This is a genomic window from Enterobacter adelaidei, from assembly GCF_041937165.1.
GTDB classification, from domain to species: domain Bacteria; phylum Pseudomonadota; class Gammaproteobacteria; order Enterobacterales; family Enterobacteriaceae; genus Enterobacter; species Enterobacter adelaidei.
Genome location: NZ_CP154353.1, coordinates 1,521,916 through 1,540,115, shown reverse-complemented (window position 1 = coordinate 1,540,115; position 18,200 = coordinate 1,521,916). Strand labels below are relative to the sequence as shown.

General features: G+C 53.8%; 14 protein-coding genes. 4 read left to right on the top strand and 10 right to left on the bottom strand.

Translation table 11 applies throughout. From position 1 onward, the window contains the following. The first annotated feature begins 158 nt into the window (after positions 1-158). The 3 genes from asnS (at position 159) to aspC (ending at position 4,631) form a co-directional block, all read left to right on the top strand. Positions 159-1,559: an asparagine--tRNA ligase gene (asnS, locus tag AAHF05_RS07390; protein ID WP_028019231.1), complete on the top strand. Its 1,401-nt coding sequence runs from the start codon at positions 159-161 to the stop codon at positions 1,557-1,559. A 605-nt stretch (positions 1,560-2,164) separates the two neighbouring features. Further along, positions 2,165-3,256 carry a porin gene (locus AAHF05_RS07385; RefSeq protein WP_049005481.1) on the top strand — a complete coding sequence of 364 codons (1,092 nt, stop codon included), beginning with the start codon at positions 2,165-2,167 and terminating at the stop codon, positions 3,254-3,256. Positions 3,257-3,440: 184 nt separating this feature from the next. Continuing rightward, positions 3,441-4,631, top strand: a complete 1,191-nt coding sequence (gene aspC / locus AAHF05_RS07380; protein WP_047346900.1) for an aspartate transaminase — start codon at positions 3,441-3,443, stop codon at positions 4,629-4,631. A gap of 48 nt (positions 4,632-4,679) precedes the next feature. On the opposite strand, the gene AAHF05_RS07375 is transcribed toward aspC, so the two are convergent. From AAHF05_RS07375 to cmoM, 7 genes are all read right to left on the bottom strand, one after another. After that, positions 4,680-5,327 (bottom strand): MBL fold metallo-hydrolase, encoded by a 648-nt coding sequence (locus tag AAHF05_RS07375; RefSeq protein ID WP_128348090.1) that lies wholly within the window; start codon positions 5,325-5,327, stop codon positions 4,680-4,682. A 20-nt stretch (positions 5,328-5,347) separates the two neighbouring features. Further along, complete coding sequence (locus AAHF05_RS07370; RefSeq protein ID WP_028019233.1) at positions 5,348-5,899, bottom strand: YcbK family protein; 552 nt, start codon at positions 5,897-5,899, stop codon at positions 5,348-5,350. Between the two features lie 175 nt (positions 5,900-6,074). After that, entirely contained in the window at positions 6,075-7,898 is a 1,824-nt protein-coding gene (gene ldtD / locus AAHF05_RS07365; protein ID WP_129324404.1) for a L,D-transpeptidase, read from the bottom strand. A 178-nt stretch (positions 7,899-8,076) separates the two neighbouring features. Further along, positions 8,077-12,528 (bottom strand): chromosome partition protein MukB, encoded by a 4,452-nt coding sequence (mukB, locus tag AAHF05_RS07360; protein WP_374936448.1) that lies wholly within the window; start codon positions 12,526-12,528, stop codon positions 8,077-8,079. Further along, positions 12,528-13,232: a chromosome partition protein MukE gene (mukE, locus tag AAHF05_RS07355; protein WP_028019236.1), complete on the bottom strand. Its 705-nt coding sequence runs from the start codon at positions 13,230-13,232 to the stop codon at positions 12,528-12,530. Before mukE ends, mukB begins: the two co-directional genes overlap by 1 nt. Next, a complete protein-coding gene (gene mukF / locus AAHF05_RS07350) occupies positions 13,213-14,535 on the bottom strand; it encodes a chromosome partition protein MukF (RefSeq protein WP_028019237.1) in 1,323 nt (440 codons plus the stop codon). The genes mukE and mukF overlap by 20 nt, the downstream gene beginning before the upstream one ends. Before the next feature lie 3 nt (positions 14,536-14,538). After that, the gene (gene cmoM / locus AAHF05_RS07345) at positions 14,539-15,318 is read right to left on the bottom strand and encodes a tRNA uridine 5-oxyacetic acid(34) methyltransferase CmoM (RefSeq protein ID WP_028019238.1); all 780 of its coding nucleotides are present in this window, start codon (positions 15,316-15,318) and stop codon (positions 14,539-14,541) included. Positions 15,319-15,442: 124 nt separating this feature from the next. On the opposite strand from cmoM, the gene elyC reads away from it, so the two are divergent. Beyond that, positions 15,443-16,222 (top strand): envelope biogenesis factor ElyC, encoded by a 780-nt coding sequence (elyC, locus tag AAHF05_RS07340; protein ID WP_129324402.1) that lies wholly within the window; start codon positions 15,443-15,445, stop codon positions 16,220-16,222. Here elyC and AAHF05_RS07335 read toward each other — a convergent pair. From AAHF05_RS07335 to ycaR, 3 genes are all read right to left on the bottom strand, one after another. After that, positions 16,199-17,092, bottom strand: coding sequence for a YcbJ family phosphotransferase (locus AAHF05_RS07335; RefSeq protein ID WP_049005477.1), 894 nt, complete (start codon positions 17,090-17,092; stop codon positions 16,199-16,201). The genes elyC and AAHF05_RS07335 overlap by 24 nt on opposite strands. A gap of 143 nt (positions 17,093-17,235) precedes the next feature. Then, positions 17,236-17,982, bottom strand: coding sequence for a 3-deoxy-manno-octulosonate cytidylyltransferase (kdsB, locus tag AAHF05_RS07330; protein WP_049005476.1), 747 nt, complete (start codon positions 17,980-17,982; stop codon positions 17,236-17,238). Beyond that, positions 17,979-18,161, bottom strand: a complete 183-nt coding sequence (ycaR, locus tag AAHF05_RS07325) for a protein YcaR (protein ID WP_006174474.1) — start codon at positions 18,159-18,161, stop codon at positions 17,979-17,981. Before ycaR ends, kdsB begins: the two co-directional genes overlap by 4 nt. Positions 18,162-18,200 lie beyond the last annotated feature (39 nt).

Genomic DNA, 18,200 nt, shown 5'->3' with positions numbered 1-18,200 from the left:
GGGAGCCTTCATGGCTCCCCTCACCTTATTTATTTCTCAATTCTTCTCTTTTGACTGCGAAATTTACTTGTCTGATGGCAGATGGCAGGTAACATAGATATCCCCCCATAAGGGTGGACAAGTGTCTATTTTTTCCGACTATTAACAGAGAGAATATTATGAGCGTTGTGCCTGTAGCCGACGTACTCCAGGGCCGTGTCGCCGTTGACCAGGAAGTCACCGTGCGCGGATGGGTGCGTACCCGCCGAGATTCTAAAGCTGGCATCTCCTTCCTTGCCGTCTATGACGGTTCCTGCTTTGATCCTGTACAGGCCGTCATTAATAATTCTCTGCCCAATTACAATGATGACGTTCTGCATCTGACGACGGGTTGTTCCGTTATCGTTACCGGCGTGGTTGTGGCATCACCAGGCCAGGGCCAGAGTTTCGAAATTCAGGCTTCTGCCATTGAAGTCACCGGCTGGGTTGAAGATCCGGATACCTATCCGATGGCGGCTAAACGTCACAGCATTGAGTATCTGCGCGAAGTCGCTCACCTGCGTCCGCGTACCAACCTGATTGGTGCAGTGGCGCGTGTGCGTCATACGCTGGCCCAGGCGCTGCATCGCTTCTTCGACGAACAAGGTTATTTCTGGGTGTCTACCCCGCTAATTACTGCTTCTGATACAGAAGGTGCAGGTGAAATGTTCCGTGTCTCGACGCTGGACATGGAAAACCTGCCGCGTACGCCAGAAGGTAAAGTGGACTATGACAAAGACTTCTTCGGCAAAGAGGCTTTCCTGACCGTATCCGGTCAGCTCAACGGCGAAACGTACGCCTGCGCGCTGTCTAAAATCTACACCTTTGGCCCTACCTTCCGTGCCGAAAACTCCAACACCAGCCGTCACCTGGCAGAATTCTGGATGCTGGAGCCTGAAGTGGCGTTCGCCAACCTGGACGATGTTGCCGGCCTGGCGGAAGCGATGCTGAAGTATGTCTTCAAAGCGGTGCTGGAAGAGCGTCCTGACGACATGAAATTCTTCGCCGAGCGCGTAGACAGCGATGCTGTAGCACGTCTGGAGCGTTTCGTTTCCGCTGACTTTGCACAGGTGGATTACACCGACGCGGTAGCGATCCTTGAGAAATGCGGTGAGACGTTCGAGAACCCGGTTTACTGGGGCGTTGACCTGGCGTCTGAGCATGAACGCTATCTGGCCGAGAAACATTTCAAAGCACCGGTTGTCGTGAAAAACTACCCGAAAGACATTAAGGCCTTCTATATGCGCCTTAACGAAGACGGTAAAACCGTTGCAGCGATGGACGTACTGGCGCCGGGCATTGGTGAAATCATCGGCGGTTCTCAGCGTGAAGAGCGTCTCGACGTGCTGGACGCGCGTATGGAAGAGATGGGGCTCAACCCAGCGGACTACAGCTGGTATCGCGATCTGCGCCGTTACGGTACCGTACCGCACGCCGGTTTTGGTCTGGGCTTCGAGCGTCTGATCGCCTACGTGACCGGTGTTCAGAACGTACGTGATGTTATTCCGTTCCCTCGCACACCACGTAACGCCAGCTTCTAATCCACAAAAACGTCAATGGCCAGCGAATGCTGGCCATTATTTTATTCTGCATTGTCAGTTTACGTCAGCGTAAAGTCAGCATTTTTAAACCATCACCCCGTCACAACCGCTACCTGTTACGTATTGTTTCCGTGAAATATCCAGCCACAAAAAACAAACTCCATTCTTATTGCGATTATTACATCCTCAAGCAATAGCACAAATTTCAACCATTTTTTTAGCCATCCAGATGTCTTTTTTGCATCATAAGAAAAAACAAGTCGTTTAGCCTCTGTTTATATGAATTGCCTTTATCCAAATTAATCATAAGGAATTCATATATATAGGATAAACACTGCCGCTTAATTCGCCAGGGAGTTCTGAAGTTTGAGGTGGTTCACAAAGTTCCGAAAAATACACATTTAGTTACACATATTTTCTTTAGGTTACTTAATCTTGAGAATTGTAGCACTTTCAGGCTAGCGAAACGCTTCGGTGAATGGAAAGATGCCTGTCAGATACATAAAGACACCAAACTCTCATCAATAGTTCCGGAAATATTTATTGACAGAATTTATTGACGGCAGTGGCGAGTGTCATAAAAAAACCAATGAGGGTAATAAATAATGATGAAGCGCAATATTCTGGCAGTGGTTATCCCTGCTCTGCTGGTAGCTGGTGCAGCTAACGCTGCAGAAATCTATAACAAGAATTCGAACAAGCTGGACTTCTACGGTAAAGCTGTAGGCGAACACCAGTGGACGACTAACGGTGAATCTAATAACAACGATACCACCTATGCCCGTATCGGTTTCAAAGGTGAAACCCAGGTTAACGACCAACTGACCGGTTACGGCCAGTGGGAATACAACATGGACGCATCCTCTCAGGAAGGTGCTCAGGGTACCAAAACCCGTCTGGCTTTCGCGGGTCTGAAAGCAGGTGAATACGGTTCATTCGATTACGGCCGTAACTACGGCGTGTTCTATGATGCGCTGGCTTCAACCGATATGCTGGTTATCTGGGGTGGCGACTCACTGGCCGCAACAGATAACTTCATGACTGGCCGTAGCACTGGTCTGGCTACCTACCGTAACTCCAACTTCTTCGGTCTGGTTGATGGTCTGGCACTGGGCCTGCAGTACCAGGGTAAAAACGAAAACGGTCACACCACTTCTCGCCAGAACGGCGATGGCGGTAGCTACTCTCTGGGCTATGATTTCGCAGAAGGTTTCAACGTAACTGCGGCATACACTAACTCTGACCGTTCCACTAAGCAGTCTGCTGACGGTAAAGGTGAACGTGCTGAAGGTTGGGCAACGTCTCTGAAATATGATGCGAACAACGTATACGCATCTGTTATGTACGGCGAATCCCGTAACATGACTCGCGAAAACGATGACCAATTCGCGAACAAATCGCAAAACTTCGAAGCTGTGGTTCAATACCAGTTCGACTTTGGTCTGCGTCCTTCCCTGGGCTATGTACAGTCTAAGGGTAAAGACCTGACCGCCCGTACTGCTAACGGTTCTACCTTCGCTGGTGGCGATGCTGATCTGCTTAAATACATCGAAGTGGGTACCTGGTACTACTTCAACAAGAACATGAACGTTTACGCTGCGTACAAGTTCAACCTGCTGGATGATAATAAATACACCCGTGCAACAGGTCTGTCTACTGACGACCAGGCTGGTGTAGGTATCGTTTACCAGTTCTAATCAGTACACCACTTTGTTATATGCTTAATGAACAGGGCTTCGGCCCTGTTTTTTTATGCCTGACAGAAAATAATGGCGACTTTTGAAAAGCCGCACGCTTTTCGTCGCAAACGGTTGGCATTTTGTAAATCTACCGTTAACCTGATAGCGGATTTCACTTCTGTAATCACAATGGAACTTCGTCATGTTTGAGAACATTACCGCCGCTCCTGCCGACCCTATTCTGGGCCTGGCCGATCTGTTTCGTGCCGACGACCGCCCTGGCAAAATCAACCTGGGTATTGGTGTATATAAAGATGAAACCGGCAAAACTCCGGTACTGACCAGCGTTAAGAAAGCTGAGCAGTATCTGCTGGAAAACGAAACCACCAAAAACTACCTCGGTATTGATGGTATCCCTGAATTTGGTCGCTGCACCCAGGAGCTGCTGTTCGGTAAAGGTAGCGCAATTGTGAGTGACAAACGTGCCCGTACAGCACAGACCCCTGGCGGTACCGGTGCGCTGCGCGTGGCGGCGGATTTCCTTGCGAAAAACACCTCTGTTAAGCGTGTATGGGTAAGCAACCCAAGCTGGCCGAACCACAAGAGCGTCTTTAACTCTGCGGGTCTGGAAGTGCGTGAATACGCTTACTACGACGCAGCAAACCACTCTCTCGACTTTGACGGTCTGCTGGCGAGCCTGAGCGAAGCACAGGCAGGTGACGTGGTGCTGTTCCACGGTTGCTGCCATAACCCAACCGGTATCGATCCGACGCTTGAGCAGTGGGAACATCTGGCGAAGTTGTCCGTAGAGAAAGGCTGGCTGCCGCTGTTTGACTTTGCCTACCAGGGCTTCGCCCGTGGTCTGGAAGAAGATGCAGAAGGCCTGCGCGCGTTCGCAGCCGTGCATCAGGAACTGATTGTCGCAAGCTCTTATTCCAAGAACTTCGGTCTGTACAATGAGCGTGTAGGTGCTTGTACGCTGGTCGCGGCAAACGAAGAGACCGTCGATCGTGCGTTCAGCCAGATGAAATCGGTTATCCGTGCTAACTACTCTAACCCTCCGGCACACGGTGCGTCTGTTGTTGCCACTATCCTGAGCAACGATGCGCTGCGCGCCATCTGGGAACAAGAGCTGAACGATATGCGCCAGCGTATTCAGCGCATGCGCCTGCTGTTTGTGAACACCCTGGCTGAGAAAGGCGCGGACCGCGACTTCAGCTTTATCATCAAACAGAACGGCATGTTCTCTTTCAGCGGCCTGACCAAAGAGCAGGTTCTGCGTCTGCGTGAAGAGTTCGGTGTGTACGCCGTGGCGTCTGGCCGCGTGAACGTAGCAGGCATGACGCCTGACAACATGGCGCCACTGTGCGAAGCGATTGTCGCCGTACTGTAATTTGCGCCCATAAAAAAGCCTGCGTTATGCAGGCTTTTTTTATTCGTGTTACCAGACAGGCATTTCATCCTGAAGGAACGGGTTATGGAGCCGTTCATAGCCCAGCGTCGACATCGGACCGTGTCCAGGGATAAACGTCACGTCATCACCCAGCGGCAATAACTTCTGTTTTATCGACTGAATCAGTTGCCCGTGGTCACCACGCGGAAAATCGCTGCGTCCTACGCCACCTTTGAAAATCACATCGCCGGAAATCAGCAGACGAGACTGGTCATCAAAGAAGACGATATGGCCTGGCGTATGCCCAGGACAATGCAACACCTGTAAAGTCACATTCCCTACGTTAACGCGCTCTCCCTCGTTCAGCCAGCGATCGGGCGTCAGAGGTTGACACTCATCAAGGCCAAACATGCGGCTTTGGGCTGGCAAACCCTGCAGCCAGAACTCATCTTCTTTTTCCGGACCGATCACCGGCACACCATAGTGCTGTGCCAGTTCCGCCGCTGCGCCGACATGGTCAAGGTGACCATGCGTCAGTAATATCTGCATCAGCGTCACACCGCTATCTGCAATTTCCTGTTTGATCTTCTCAGCGTCGCCGCCGGGATCGACAAGCGCGGCCAGTTTGGTTTGTTCACACCAGATTAATGAACAATTCTGGGAGAACGCCGTAACCGGAATAATACGATAGTTCATACTGCTCCTGTGTTTCGTTATTACCAGTGCCGAACTGGACCGGTATCAATATGCACAAAGTTGCTGCTGGGGTAATATCCTACACCACCTGCACGCATAGATAACGCAGCTTTGCGAATATTGGCTAACGAAACGCCTTCAATGTGGAAATCCATTGCCTGTCCCCTGGTGTGGTAGCTTTTTTTGGCTACCCCACGGCTATGGGCGCGCAGTTCATTATTAGTATCAATTGAGCGATAACCAGAAATAAGCTGCACCGGCTTGCTGGTACCCAGCAGGCCCTGAAGGCGGAAAAGCTGATCAAACAGTCCTGGATCGATGGCTTTTATTTTATTTGCGCGGTAATCACGGAAAAAGTGGTTAAGTCTTGCTAATTCATCCTGAATATAGCCTCTGCCATCGAAGAATTCCGCTTTTAGCGACTCACCGGTATGGAGATTGTTGAGCGTTAAAACTCGCGGACGAGGTGTCGAGAGGGTGGCAAATGCTGGCGTCGGCAAGATGGCCGCTGCGCCGAGCGCAACACCACCTAACGCCAGCAGTTTGCGGCGATTAGCGTCAAATTTGTCCATGATAATCAGGTCTACAGGTCAATGTTTATCGTAATATGCTTAGCGCACGAAGGGCACCTTAACTGGCAAAACCGGGTACGTCAAGGCGCCCAACCCCAGTGAATACGCGGCTTACAGCGATATTGCCCCTTATTCACCATAACTTACGACAATCATTTCTCCCGAACTACTTCATTTACCTGATTAATTGTTCAGCTTTTGGCAAAATTTGTGCGCCGGATCGCGCGATGAGATCATAATTGTAAATATCTGTACGATACTGAGTACGCCCGTCTTCGCCAACAAACGCGGTCAGATAGTAAAGATTGACCGGAATATTGTGTCGAATATTAACGTACCGCGTATCCCCCTGTTTCAGGGCGTCAGAAATACGCGTATCGTTCCAGCCCGCATCCTGCAACAGCATATTGGCAAGCTCTGAGGCTTTGTTCACGCGCACACAGCCAGAACTCAGGGCGCGAGTATCTTTCTGGAACAGGTTGTGGTTCGGCGTATCGTGCAGATAGATAGCTTCTGAACTCGGCATATTGAATTTGTAGCGTCCCAACGAGTTATGCGCCCCTGGAGCTTGCTGGAAGCGGAACGGTAAATTAGACGCCGTAATCGTCGACCAGTCGACCATATATGGATCGATGGCCTCCTTGCTGTTCCATCCCCGCATAACCGTGTAGCCATGACGTTCCAGATAACCCGGATCGTTCCAGACTTTAGGCAGAATATCTTTGCGCGCCAGGGTCGGCGGTACGTTCCACGGTGGGTTAACCACCACGTTATTCAGCGCACTGCTCATCATCGGTGTTTTACGATCGGGACGTCCGACAATCACGCGCGACGCCAGTACTTCACTACCGTTCTGGTAATAGACCAGCGAATACGCAGGAATGTTAACCATGATCCCGGTAGAGAGCGTTCCCGGCAGTAAGCGCAAACGCTGGATATTCAGCGCCAGCACCCCTGCCCGCTGCGCAGGTGATACGTTCAGCCAGTCACGCGTCGTCTGGCCGATGACGCCATCGGCCCCCAGCCCCTGAGCGGCCTGGAATTGTTTAACTGCCGCAACCAGTTCGCGATCGTAAGCCGCCGGTTTGTCGCTCACGACCACCGCTTTCTTCTCTTTCACAGAGGCTGATGGACTGACCACGACGTTTTGCGGATCATCACCAGGCAGTGCAATCTTTGGCCCGCCGCCCAGAATACCGGAACGCTTTAGGATCTCACGCAGGGCAGGAACATCGCTGCTCCACTGCCCCGGACGCAGTGTCGCACTGCCACGCATTTGCGGCCATGGACGCGAATCCCCCACCAGTTCAAGAAGCGACTGGTGCAGGGTGGCATATTGCGGATGCGCTGGCGCAAGACTGGCTATAAAGCGGGGTAGATCGCCATTATCGAGGGCCAACTGCCACTGATTAATCACCGACAGCGCCGGCGTTGCCAGCTTATACGGCTTGTCGCTGTACAACCAGCGGTTGCCATTGACCGGAATACCTGCCACAAACTGCAGGTAGCCCATCATCGCATCAGAAAGCACCACGTCCCGCGCTTGCCCGGTGACGGCAGGATCGGTTAACAGCTCAACCCACGCTGTAAACTGAGGCTGGAACCCGGCAATCGCCACTTCCGCAAGCTGTTGCTGAAAGGCGCGTACTGCGTCACGGTTGTCCCACATCGGTTTCATATCGCGGGCAGCATAGAGCAGAGTGAGCTGATTGATATAGACAGGTGTGTACCCTGAAGGCAGCCCAGCGTGTAGCTGCTGACGGAGAGAGTCGACGTCAATGCCTTCGGGCAACGGCTTAATACCGGCCATAATAGCCGTTGCAGGTGACTGTTCCAGCGGTTGAGACAACGACGTTGGCTGTGCGCCTGTCGTTGCGGAGCTGTCAGTCGGCACAATTTCAGGCTCATCGGCCTGAGCGGTTAACAGCGGAGCAAACATCACTGCCAGGCATAAGCTGAGCGCAGACAGCTGACGACCACATTTTTTCTTTAGCAACATCCCTTGCCCCCTGTTTTCACGACATGCCCATCACGGTGGGGCTTTCTTCTATTATAGGTAGACGGCAAATCAGTTGCCTTACCTTATGTAAAGAAGTTTAAAGATAACGCAGCCCTAAGCACAAGTTAAGTTTAAAAAAAAAGCGGCGCCAATGCGCCGCTCCTGATCAGGAGACGCTTCAGGAAGCGTCCGCCGTGGTTTCCGGTAATGACTCTGGCGGCTGAGGGGCAAAACCACGCAGCCCAACAACGTGAACGTGTTCGCTGTTCTGGAACACCTTACGCACCAGCTTATAGGTGGTCCCTTTTTCAGGACTGATGTTTTCCGGTGCCGCAATGATGAGCTGCATATCAAGACGCTCGCAAAGCTCAAACAGCGTAGCAATAGAGCGGGCATCAAGACGAGCCGCTTCATCCAGGAACAGCAGTCGACATGGGGAGATGTCTTTGCCGCGCAGGCGGCGTGCTTCATCTTCCCAGCTCTGTACCACCATCACCAGAATGGACATCCCGGTACCAATTGCTTCACCCGTAGAGAGCGCCCCCGATTCCGCACGCAGCCAGCCGTCGGAACCACGGTTAACCTCAACTTCCATTTCCAGATAGTTACGGTAATCCAGCAGCTCTTCACCGATGGTTTGCGGCGTGCGTTGCCCCATATCAATCTGCGGGTTCAGACGCTGATACAGCTTCGCCAGGGCTTCAGAGAAGGTCAGACGGTTGCTATTGAACAGATCCTGATGCTGTTCGTGCTGCTCTGAGAGCACTTCCAGCAGCGTCGAGTGGGCTTCACGCACATTGACGTTAAGACGCACGCTGTTCACCTGGCCAAACGACACGCTCTGCAGGCCCTGGTTCAACTGACGAATACGGTTCTGCTCGCGCTGAATGGTTTTGCGGATGATATTCGCCACGCTGCGAGAGCTGATCGCCAGCTTCTGCTCACGGGAGGTCAGTTCTTCCGTCAGACGACCCAGCTCAATTTCCATCTGTTCGATGGCTTCGACCGGATCGTCGGTACGAATGATATCCTGACGAATACGTTCACGCAGGTGCTGATAAACGGCCACAAAGAACTGAATTTTACGCTCAGGACGTTTCGGATCCTCTGACATGCGCAGTACATCGCGCAGGTGCTCGTTGTCCGCGACCGCCAGACGCAGCGCACCCAACGCCTTATCCGACATAGAGCGCAGTTCATCGGCAGAGAGATACGCCAGCTCGCGACGGTGCAGACGGCGCTCAACGTTGTTGTCTTTCACCATCCGCATTACCGCGCACCAGCCCGCTTTCGCGGTCACGACCTGCTCGCGCATTTCATGGTAGTCGCGTTCCAGTTTACGCAGGCGACGCGTCAGGTTATCCATTTCTGCTTCGCAGAAGGTCAGCGCTTTTTCCAGCTGATTGCGGCGTGCGCGGTTATTACTGAGCTGTGAATGCAGTTCGTCACGGCGTATACGCGCCCGCTCTTCTGCCCCGCTGTCGGCACGAACGCCAATGTCCTGAAGCTCTTTCTGCAGGTCGTTTAACAGCTCTTTCTTGGTGTCGAAGGAGCTTTTCAGCGAGGCCAGCACCTGGTTGTACTGGTTCAGCTGTGCCGAGTGGCTACGCATCGCTTCGCGAGCACGCGTACGTTCCGCTTCAGCCAGCTCAAGACGCTGACGCAGCTTTTCATTCAGGTCGCTGTTGCCGCTCAGCATTTCAGCCGAATCGGAGTAGCCGAAATGTGCACGACGCTGCACGACTTCCGTCAGGGCAAATGCCTGCTGACGCGCTTCGCGCTGCACCTGTTGCGACCAGGCATAGTCTTCTTTTAACTGCTCAAACTGTTCCGGGTCACTCTGCAGAACAGAGACAACCGACTCCAGCTTCGCCAGTTGATTACCATGCTGCTGAATGAAACGCGCAGCTTCCTGGGCTTCATCCAGACGTTCCTGGATCTCATCCACACGGTCGGCCAGGGTTTCATCCGCCAGCAGATTCAGGCGTGGCAAAATGCGGTTAAGAGCAGCAACGCCCTCTTTCGCCTGTTCGAACTGAACACGGCTCTGCTGGTTGTCATTTTCATGACTGGCAATGGCTCGTTCCAGTTCACCACGACGGGTATTGAGCTTACGGATTTCCGCTTCCGGGTCAGCATCAAACGCCACGCCCAGGTGGCTGCCGATAAAGCGGCTAAATGCCTGGTGCAGGCGCTGGGTTTTCTGCACGTCAAACGACAACGTCGCAAAACGTTCAGACAACGTTTCTCGCTCGGCGTGCAAACTTTCAATGCGGCTTTCACGTGCAGCGCGGCCAAACAGAGGCAGCTCAGGGAAGCGGGAATAACGCCACTGACGGTCAGCGATTTTCACCACCACCGCTTTTTCCAGCTCGTCGACACTGAATACGCTGTCATCGAACGACTGCGGATCCCCTTCGATCAGGTAGAGATCTTCCGGGCAATCTTCCAGACCAGCAAGCTGCTCGGAAACCAGCGACAAATCCGGCACCACAATCGCGTTACGCGATGGGCCATAAAGTGCTGAGAAGTACGGGGCATCGTCCAGTCCGACATCGTCATAAATTTCGGACAACAGCACACCGCCGAAACGTTCAGCCAGGGTATTCAGACGCGGATCTTCCGCACCACCCGGCTGGCTTAAACGTTCAATCTCTTCATCAACGTCACGCTTACGCGCGCCCACTTCATCACGCTCAACAATGGCCTCGCGCTCGCGCTCCAGCAGTTGCTGCAGGTATTCGGTCACTTCCTGGCTGGATGTAAACTCTTCGCCGCACTGCTCGCTGAGCAGGTTCAGGCTGCTTTGCGCCGCCAGCCAGACGGGCGCACGCTGCAACAGAGTTTGAGAACGAGACTGAAGCTGCTCCATCTCCTGACGCAGGGTCATACGCTGTTCGCTGGCGCTGGAGACGGTGTCGGAGAGTGCGGCGATACGCGCTTCCAGCTCCTGATGCAGAGCCTCTAGGTCGTCGATATCGTAATTTTTACCCTGACGCTTGCAGAACTCCGCCAGCAGACGCTCCGCTTCCTGTTGCTCGCGCAAGCGCTGTTCCAGCTCGTTCAGACGCATACGCAGTGGCTGCATCTGCTCGGCCAGATGTCGCTGGTTCACGCCGTCGCGCAGCAATTCGCGGGCGATGTCCCATGCTTCATTGCGCGCAAGCGGACCGTTAATCGCCACCACCAACTGATAAGCTTGTTCAAACTGGCTGTGTGCCGTTTGCGCGACGCTCATTTTCTGTTCGAGAGAGAGCAGCTTCTCGGTTGCTTCCTGCTCTTTAGCCTGGAAGGTATCCAGCCACTCATCAGCGCTTTCTGGTGTCAGATCAGGCAGGTGGCACAGCTCTTTTGCACGCTGTAACGCCTGCAATGCCTGGGTGTATTGAATTGCACGCGTCTGCTGCACATCCAGCGCCTGCTGATAATCAGCAAGCTGGCTTTTCAGCTCATCGACTTCCAGTTCGGCGGCTTCAGCGCGGGCTTCATTCTCTTCCTGCATGTCGGCAGCTTCAGCCACCACTTCATTCTGTTCTTCGAGACGAATTTGCAGCTCATCGAGATCCGCTTCGTAGCGTTCGATTTTCTCCTGCTGGCGCAGTGCGGTCTGCACCAGATTCAGGTGATCGCTGGCAGCCTGGTAATCCGCTTCCAGATCGCCCTCAGCACCGGTGTGCTCGCCCAGCTCGCGCGCCATTTCGACGTGCTTGTACTGCTCGGCCACCAGCTGTTTACGGGAGGTAAACAGCTCGCGACGGTACTCTAATGCGTGATCGAGATGCACGCGGCGCTCGTTGGCGTGACGCATGTAGTCCGCAGCCACGTAGTTAGTAGCTTCGCTGATCAGGTGTTTAAACAGGTCGCGGTCAGACTGGGTAACGCGAATCGCTTCCAGCGTCATGCGGTTTTCACGCAGTGCGGCTTCCATATCCTGGAAGGCCTTACGCACGCCGCTGTTTTCCGGCAGCAGGTAGTCTCGCAGCGAGCGGGTAATGGCGCTGGAGATACCACCGTAAAGCGACGCTTCGATCAGACGATAGTATTTGCTACGGTCTGATGCCGTGCGCAGACGACGCGCCACCACGCCCAGATCGAACATCAGCGAGTGGTAGTCGGTAATGGAGTTGAACTGCTTGAACTGCACGCCTTCGATGGCTTCGAGCTTGTCTTTCAGCTCCTGCAGCGTCAGCACGCGCGCCTGGCGCTCGTTCAGGGTTTCCGTTAGCAGCGCCGTCGGCTGCATAGATGTTGGCAGCCCCTGGATCGCAAACGGTTTGATATCCACTTTACGGTCGCGACCCGCGACCTGCTGCAGGCGTACGCCCACCACCACACGCTGATGACGGGAGTTAATGACGTCCAGCACCGAATAGCAGACGCCAGCCTTCAGCTTACCGTGCAGACCTTTATCACGGGAGCCGCTTGTTGCCCCCGCCTCGGTGGTGTTACGGAAGTGCAGCAGCGTCAGATCGGGAATCAGCGCCGTAACAAACGCAGCCATAGTGGTGGATTTACCCGCACCGTTACCGCCGGAGAGCGTCGTGACCAGCTCATCCAGATCGAACGTTCGGGCGAAGAAGCCGTTCCAGTTAATCAGCGTTAGTGAGCGAAATTTACCGCGTTCAATCATTACTCTTCCTCCCCGCTATCCGGCAGATTCTCTTCATGCTCATCATTGAGCTGCAAATGGTTTTCCACCGGCATCGCTTCACCATCGCGGATCATGCGAAGCTGCGCCTCACGCGCGTCATCGCCCGTACGCACATCGGCGCCGAAGCGGAAGACAGATTCCGTGATGCGGAATTTGCTGCTGTCGTGGCCCATAAACCAGACCATACCCAGACGACGCAGACGGTTCAGGGAAGAACGAACCTTTTCCTGTAATTTCTGACGATCGAGATCCGAACCCGTGGAGCGGTTGTTCACCAGCTTAAGCAGCTTGCTCTCATCTGCCAGCGTCAACAGCTCGTCGTAAAGTTCCTGCTGGGTGAAGATCCCTTCATTCGCCAGACGTTCCGGGCTGAGATAGAGATAGCAAAGAATTTTGCCGACCATCATATCCAGCTCGGAGAGCACGGAGCGCGGAATCAGCGTCGTGGAGCGTGGACGCAGGTAGAAAAACCCTTCCGGTGCGCGGATAAGCTCCACGTTATAGCGTGCATAAAACTCTTCCAGGTACTCCTGGAAGTCCATCAAAAAGGCGTGATTATCCAGCTCGTCTAAGCCAATGTGACGACCGGCACGCAGCTGGCTGTCCAGCGCCGGAAATAACGGATTCGCCAGCGCCTGTGCCAGCTTAACTGGCATCACTTGTTCAATATTTGTCAATGACATGCGCCTGTACCTTGGCTCCGTAATCGTTAATTGGCTGCCACTTCGGCGGCAGTCCGGTGAAATCTGCTTGTGCGACACCCAGGCGCACCGCCTGGTCTACCACAATGCGTGCAACATCGAAGTGGCGTGCACGAGGATATTGCGCCAGATAGTCGCGCACCACGAGACCAAGATCCAGCGGCACTTGTCTGGTTTTGTAGACAGCGAGCTGTTCTTCGATCATGGCCGCAAGTTGCTCACGAATTTCGTTGAATTCTTCGTATTCCAGATCCGGTGGCAGTTCACCGGTCACCTCTTCGTCACGCAGCGCCATCTCTTCGTCGCGCATATCCAGCAGACGATCGGCATTGGCGTAGGTCAGCGCCCACGGCGCATCGAAATAGGTTTGCACAGACTGACGCAGACGCTGGGCAAAGACGCGGTTTTTATCCATATCAATCGCGGTACGGATAAATTTATGCACATGGCGGTCGTAGCCGATCCACAGGTCGATCGACTGCTGTCCCCAGCTAATAATGCGATCGAGTTTACTCTGCAAATCAAAGACCAGACGGTCGACAAAATGCAGATCGTCATGTGCCATGGTCGCATCCTGAATGCGTAGCAGGTTGGCCTGGAGCTTATCCCCTGCGGCCTCCAGCGTATCCTGCAGTTCACGCAGCGTGCCGGAGGTTTCCGACAGCAACAGTTCGCAGCTGGAGATAGCCGCGCGCCAGTCTTTGTTCAGCAACTGCGCAATATCGTCTTTCACCTGCTGCTGCTGTTCGTCCATCAGACGCTGAGTCAGATCGATACTGTCGAAAATCTCCGCTACCGAGTATTTCAGCGGTGCGTAAACATTGCGGTGCCAGTGGAATTCGTCACCGTTTTCATCCGCAGCATCGGCGGCACGCTTAAGTTCACCCGCAACAATCGAGAGCTGCATGGAAAGACGCAGCGTGGAAAATTCACGCTGGCGAATGTAGTAATCGGTGATGCCGATGCCCAGTGGCGTCAGGCGATAGATGGCGTTTCCTTCCGCCTGCTCGCTGGTAAAGCGGTTCAGCAGACGTTGACGCACCATATCGTTGATTGCGTTGTTGGCACGCACGCTAATGGTTTCGCTGGTTTGCTCAAACGCATCACTGACATGGCGGAACGCATCCACCAGTTCACCCTCGCTCATTTCACCATCCAACCGTTCGCCGTTCAGCGTGGCAACCGCCAGCAGGAAAGAGAGTCTGTCTACCGGCAGCGAGATGGAGAAATCGTTTTTCCTGGCCCAGGCAACCAGTTCGGGGACTGTCTGGGAAAATTCACTCATAGGTTATCCTTGCATCTGCGGCTTGTGCGCGGTGACGTGAATATAGCGGCCAAGGCTGATAAAAGGCTCCTGACGGCAATACCGCGTTTCTAATTCTGTTAAGGTGTCAAAACAGTCACGCTGTTTGTGTTTTTCACGCAGATAATCATGAAACACCCTGACGCCCGTCTTCCCAACGATCTGCCAGCCAATCTCTTCCAGCCAGCCGTACACCTGCTGTGGATCGCGCGGATAGTCCGGGGAAAGCGTGCGCTTTTTCTTTTTCGGCATCCCGACCTGAACATAGTCGAAATTACCTGCAACCATGTTATGCATCAGGAAGCCGTTAGCATTGTAGAACATCAGCGACAGCGTGCCGCCCGGGCGTAACATCGACCACAGGGTTTGTAACACACTTTGCGGATCGGCAACCCACTCCAGCACCGCATGAAACAATATCAGATCAACCTGGGTTTCCAAATGCTGTGAGATATCCTGAGCGGCGCATTGTATAAAATGCATGTTGTCGCTCACACCTTTCTCTTCTGCTGCACGCGTCGCACGGGCGACCATTTCAGCAGAAAGATCGCAAAGCGTGACGTGATGACCGCGCTCGGCCATTTTTATCGCCGTCTGCCCTTCACCGCCTCCGGCGTCCAGCACCCGCAACGTTTGACCGCCAAAGGTGGCAAGAATGTTGTCCAGATCCTGCCAGAGGATCGTCTGACGTAACTGCCCTTTCGTGGTGCCATAAATGTTGCGCGAAAACTTTTCCGCGATGTCATCAAAATTGCGATCCCGCATTGGGAGAGTTCCACTCGCTAACTGCAAAACCGCTATTTTGTCACACCCGCGCGGAGAATGAACCTCTCTGGTGTAATATCACGGGTAATCACCTGCTATATGGTCAAAAAAGGAACCAAAAAGGATGCTTTTTACCCTTAAGAAATACATTGGAGGGATGATGCTTCCCCTTCCTCTGTTGCTCATCATCATCGCGCTGGGGCTGGCGCTGGTGTGGTTCAGTCGCTTTCAGAGAAGCGGCAAAACGCTTATCACGCTTGGCTGGTTTGTCTTGCTGCTGTTGAGCCTGCAGCCGATCGCGGATGGCCTGTTACGCCCAATCGAAAATAAGTACCCGACATGGCAGGGAAATCAGAAAGTAGCGTACATCGTGGTGCTGGGCGGCGGATATACCTGGGACCCTGACTGGGCACCCAGCTCAAACCTGATCAACAATAGCTTGCCAAGGTTAAACGAAGGTATTCGCCTGTGGCTTGCTAACCCGGGATCAAAAATGATCTTCACCGGCGCGGCGGCCAAAACGAACCCGGTAAGTACGGCTGAAGCAGGTGCCAGAGTCGCGGAATCACTCGGCGTGCCACGATCCGCTATCATCACTCTGGACAACCCAAAAGATACCGAAGAAGAGGCGGCTGCAGTGAAGCAGGCGATTGGCGATGTCCCATTCTTACTGGTGACCTCCGCCTCACACCTGCCACGAGCGATGATTTTCTTTGAAAAACAAGGTCTGCACCCGCTTCCCGCACCGGCAAACCAGATGGCCATTGATGCCCCGCTCAACCCATGGGAACGGGCAATCCCGTCCCCGGCGTGGCTGATGCATAGCGATCGCGTCGGCTATGAGACGCTCGGTCGCCTCTGGCAGTGGCTGAAAGGTTCCTCAGGCGAGCCAGGGCAAGAGTGATTTTGTCGCCAGATCGAAGTTTGCGCGATTAAAACGCCCGGTATTGACCAATTGCGCGACTTCGTCCCAAAGCAGATAAAGCCAGCGTCGCCAGAGAAACGCTTCTGCAACGGGCGCGCGTTGAAGGTAGTGCCAAAGTAAACCTTCCGCCGCCCCGCTGTCGCTGAGCCTGAATAACTCATATTCGCGCGGAGCCCAGAGCATGATCCCCGGCCCGACCATCGCCAGAAGCTGATCGCTGCGGGAATCTTTCAGCATGCTGCGCAGGGTAAAATTACCGTGGATCAGCACGCAGTTATCATTAAAGCCTTCAAACAGCGCCGGTAAGCACTCGCGGGTGCGAAACAGAATACGTTTGTCCTGCATAGTTAAACCGGTGTTATTGAACTGGTTAAGCGTCCCCCACAGCACTTCAACCCGCTGGCGATACCACAGCGGCCACAGGTTTTCCTGGGTACTGTCGACCGGACCGACAAGACCACGGCTATCCTGACGGTGCCAGGCCAGCAGCGCCTCGACTATCTGGTCCTTCAGCTGTTCCCAGCGTTCCGGCGTGCGTGCCGGTGCTTCAACAGGCACGCCACGCAAACGCTCTATCAGCAGTACGTCCGGGCCGGGGTGTTCCTCATGGGTCATCACGCCGTACACCGTTGGCATACGCACGGTCCCCTCCCGCGCCAGCATCGACATTTTCCACGCAAGCTGCCTGGCAACCCCCGGCGAGGTAAAACTTCTGGCCATCAGTGGCATTGGGTTGCCCTGACTGTCATACAACGACCAGAGCGCGGTATCGGCCTTTTCACTCACGCACTCAACCCGGCTTAACTTCTCGCCCAGCAGATGGCTAAGTTCGGCACGCAGCTGTTCCATATGAGATTACCCCCATCAAGACTACTGCTTTTATAATGAGCGCGCAGAATGAAGATGTCACCCGGAAGAGATCAATTATGGAAAAGAAAGGGAAAAAATAGCAGGGAGAGAACATCCCCCCGAAAGGAGGGATGAAGGCAATATTAACGCAGTTCGGCGCGAACGCGCTCAAGATCTTCCGGTGTATCAACGCCCGTTCCAGGCACTTCCATGGCAACAGCAACGTGGATTTTTTCACCGTACCAGAGCACACGAAGCTGCTCCAGCATTTCAATATGTTCCAACGGGCTGGGTGCCCAGGTGACATATCGACGAATAAAGCCGGCGCGATAGCCGTAAATCCCCAGATGGCGCAGGAATGAATCACCGATAGTCTCTTTAGAGAGCGCAAAGCGATCGCGATCCCACGGAATCGTGGCGCGGGAGAAATAGAGCGCATAACCTTCGGCATCCATCACCACCTTCACCGCATTCGGGTTGAATGCTTCTTCAGCGTGGTGAATGGGTACTGCGAGTGTGGCCATACCGACCTGACGTTGTGCCAGGTTTTCCGCCACCTGACGGATAATAACCGCCGGGATCATCGGCTCGTCGCCCTGGACGTTAACGATGACCGTATCGTCACTAAAACCGCATTTTTCAACCACTTCCGCCAGACGTTCAGTGCCGGACTGGTGATCGGCACGGGTCATGCACACCTCTCCGCCGACTGCCTCCACCGCGCGGGCGACGTCCGGATGATCGGTAGCAACGATAACGCGATCGGCACCCGATTCACGTGCACGCTCCAGGACATGCACAATCATCGGCTTGCCGTTGATATCCACCAGTGGTTTACCCGGCAGTCGCGTTGACGCATAACGCGCAGGAATAATGACAACAAAACTCATGGCTTGCTCTCTTCTGCCACCAGGGAGCGGGCTTCGTTTTCCAGCAAAACCGGAATGCCGTCACGCAGCGGGAAAGCCAGGCTGTCCAGCTTGCAAATCAGCTCTTGTTTGTCCTGGCTATAGTAGAGTTTGCCGTTGCACACCGGGCAGGCAATAATTTCAAGTAAACGGTGATCCATAGTTCCTCCGTATGGGTAATCATTAAAGCTTACCACATT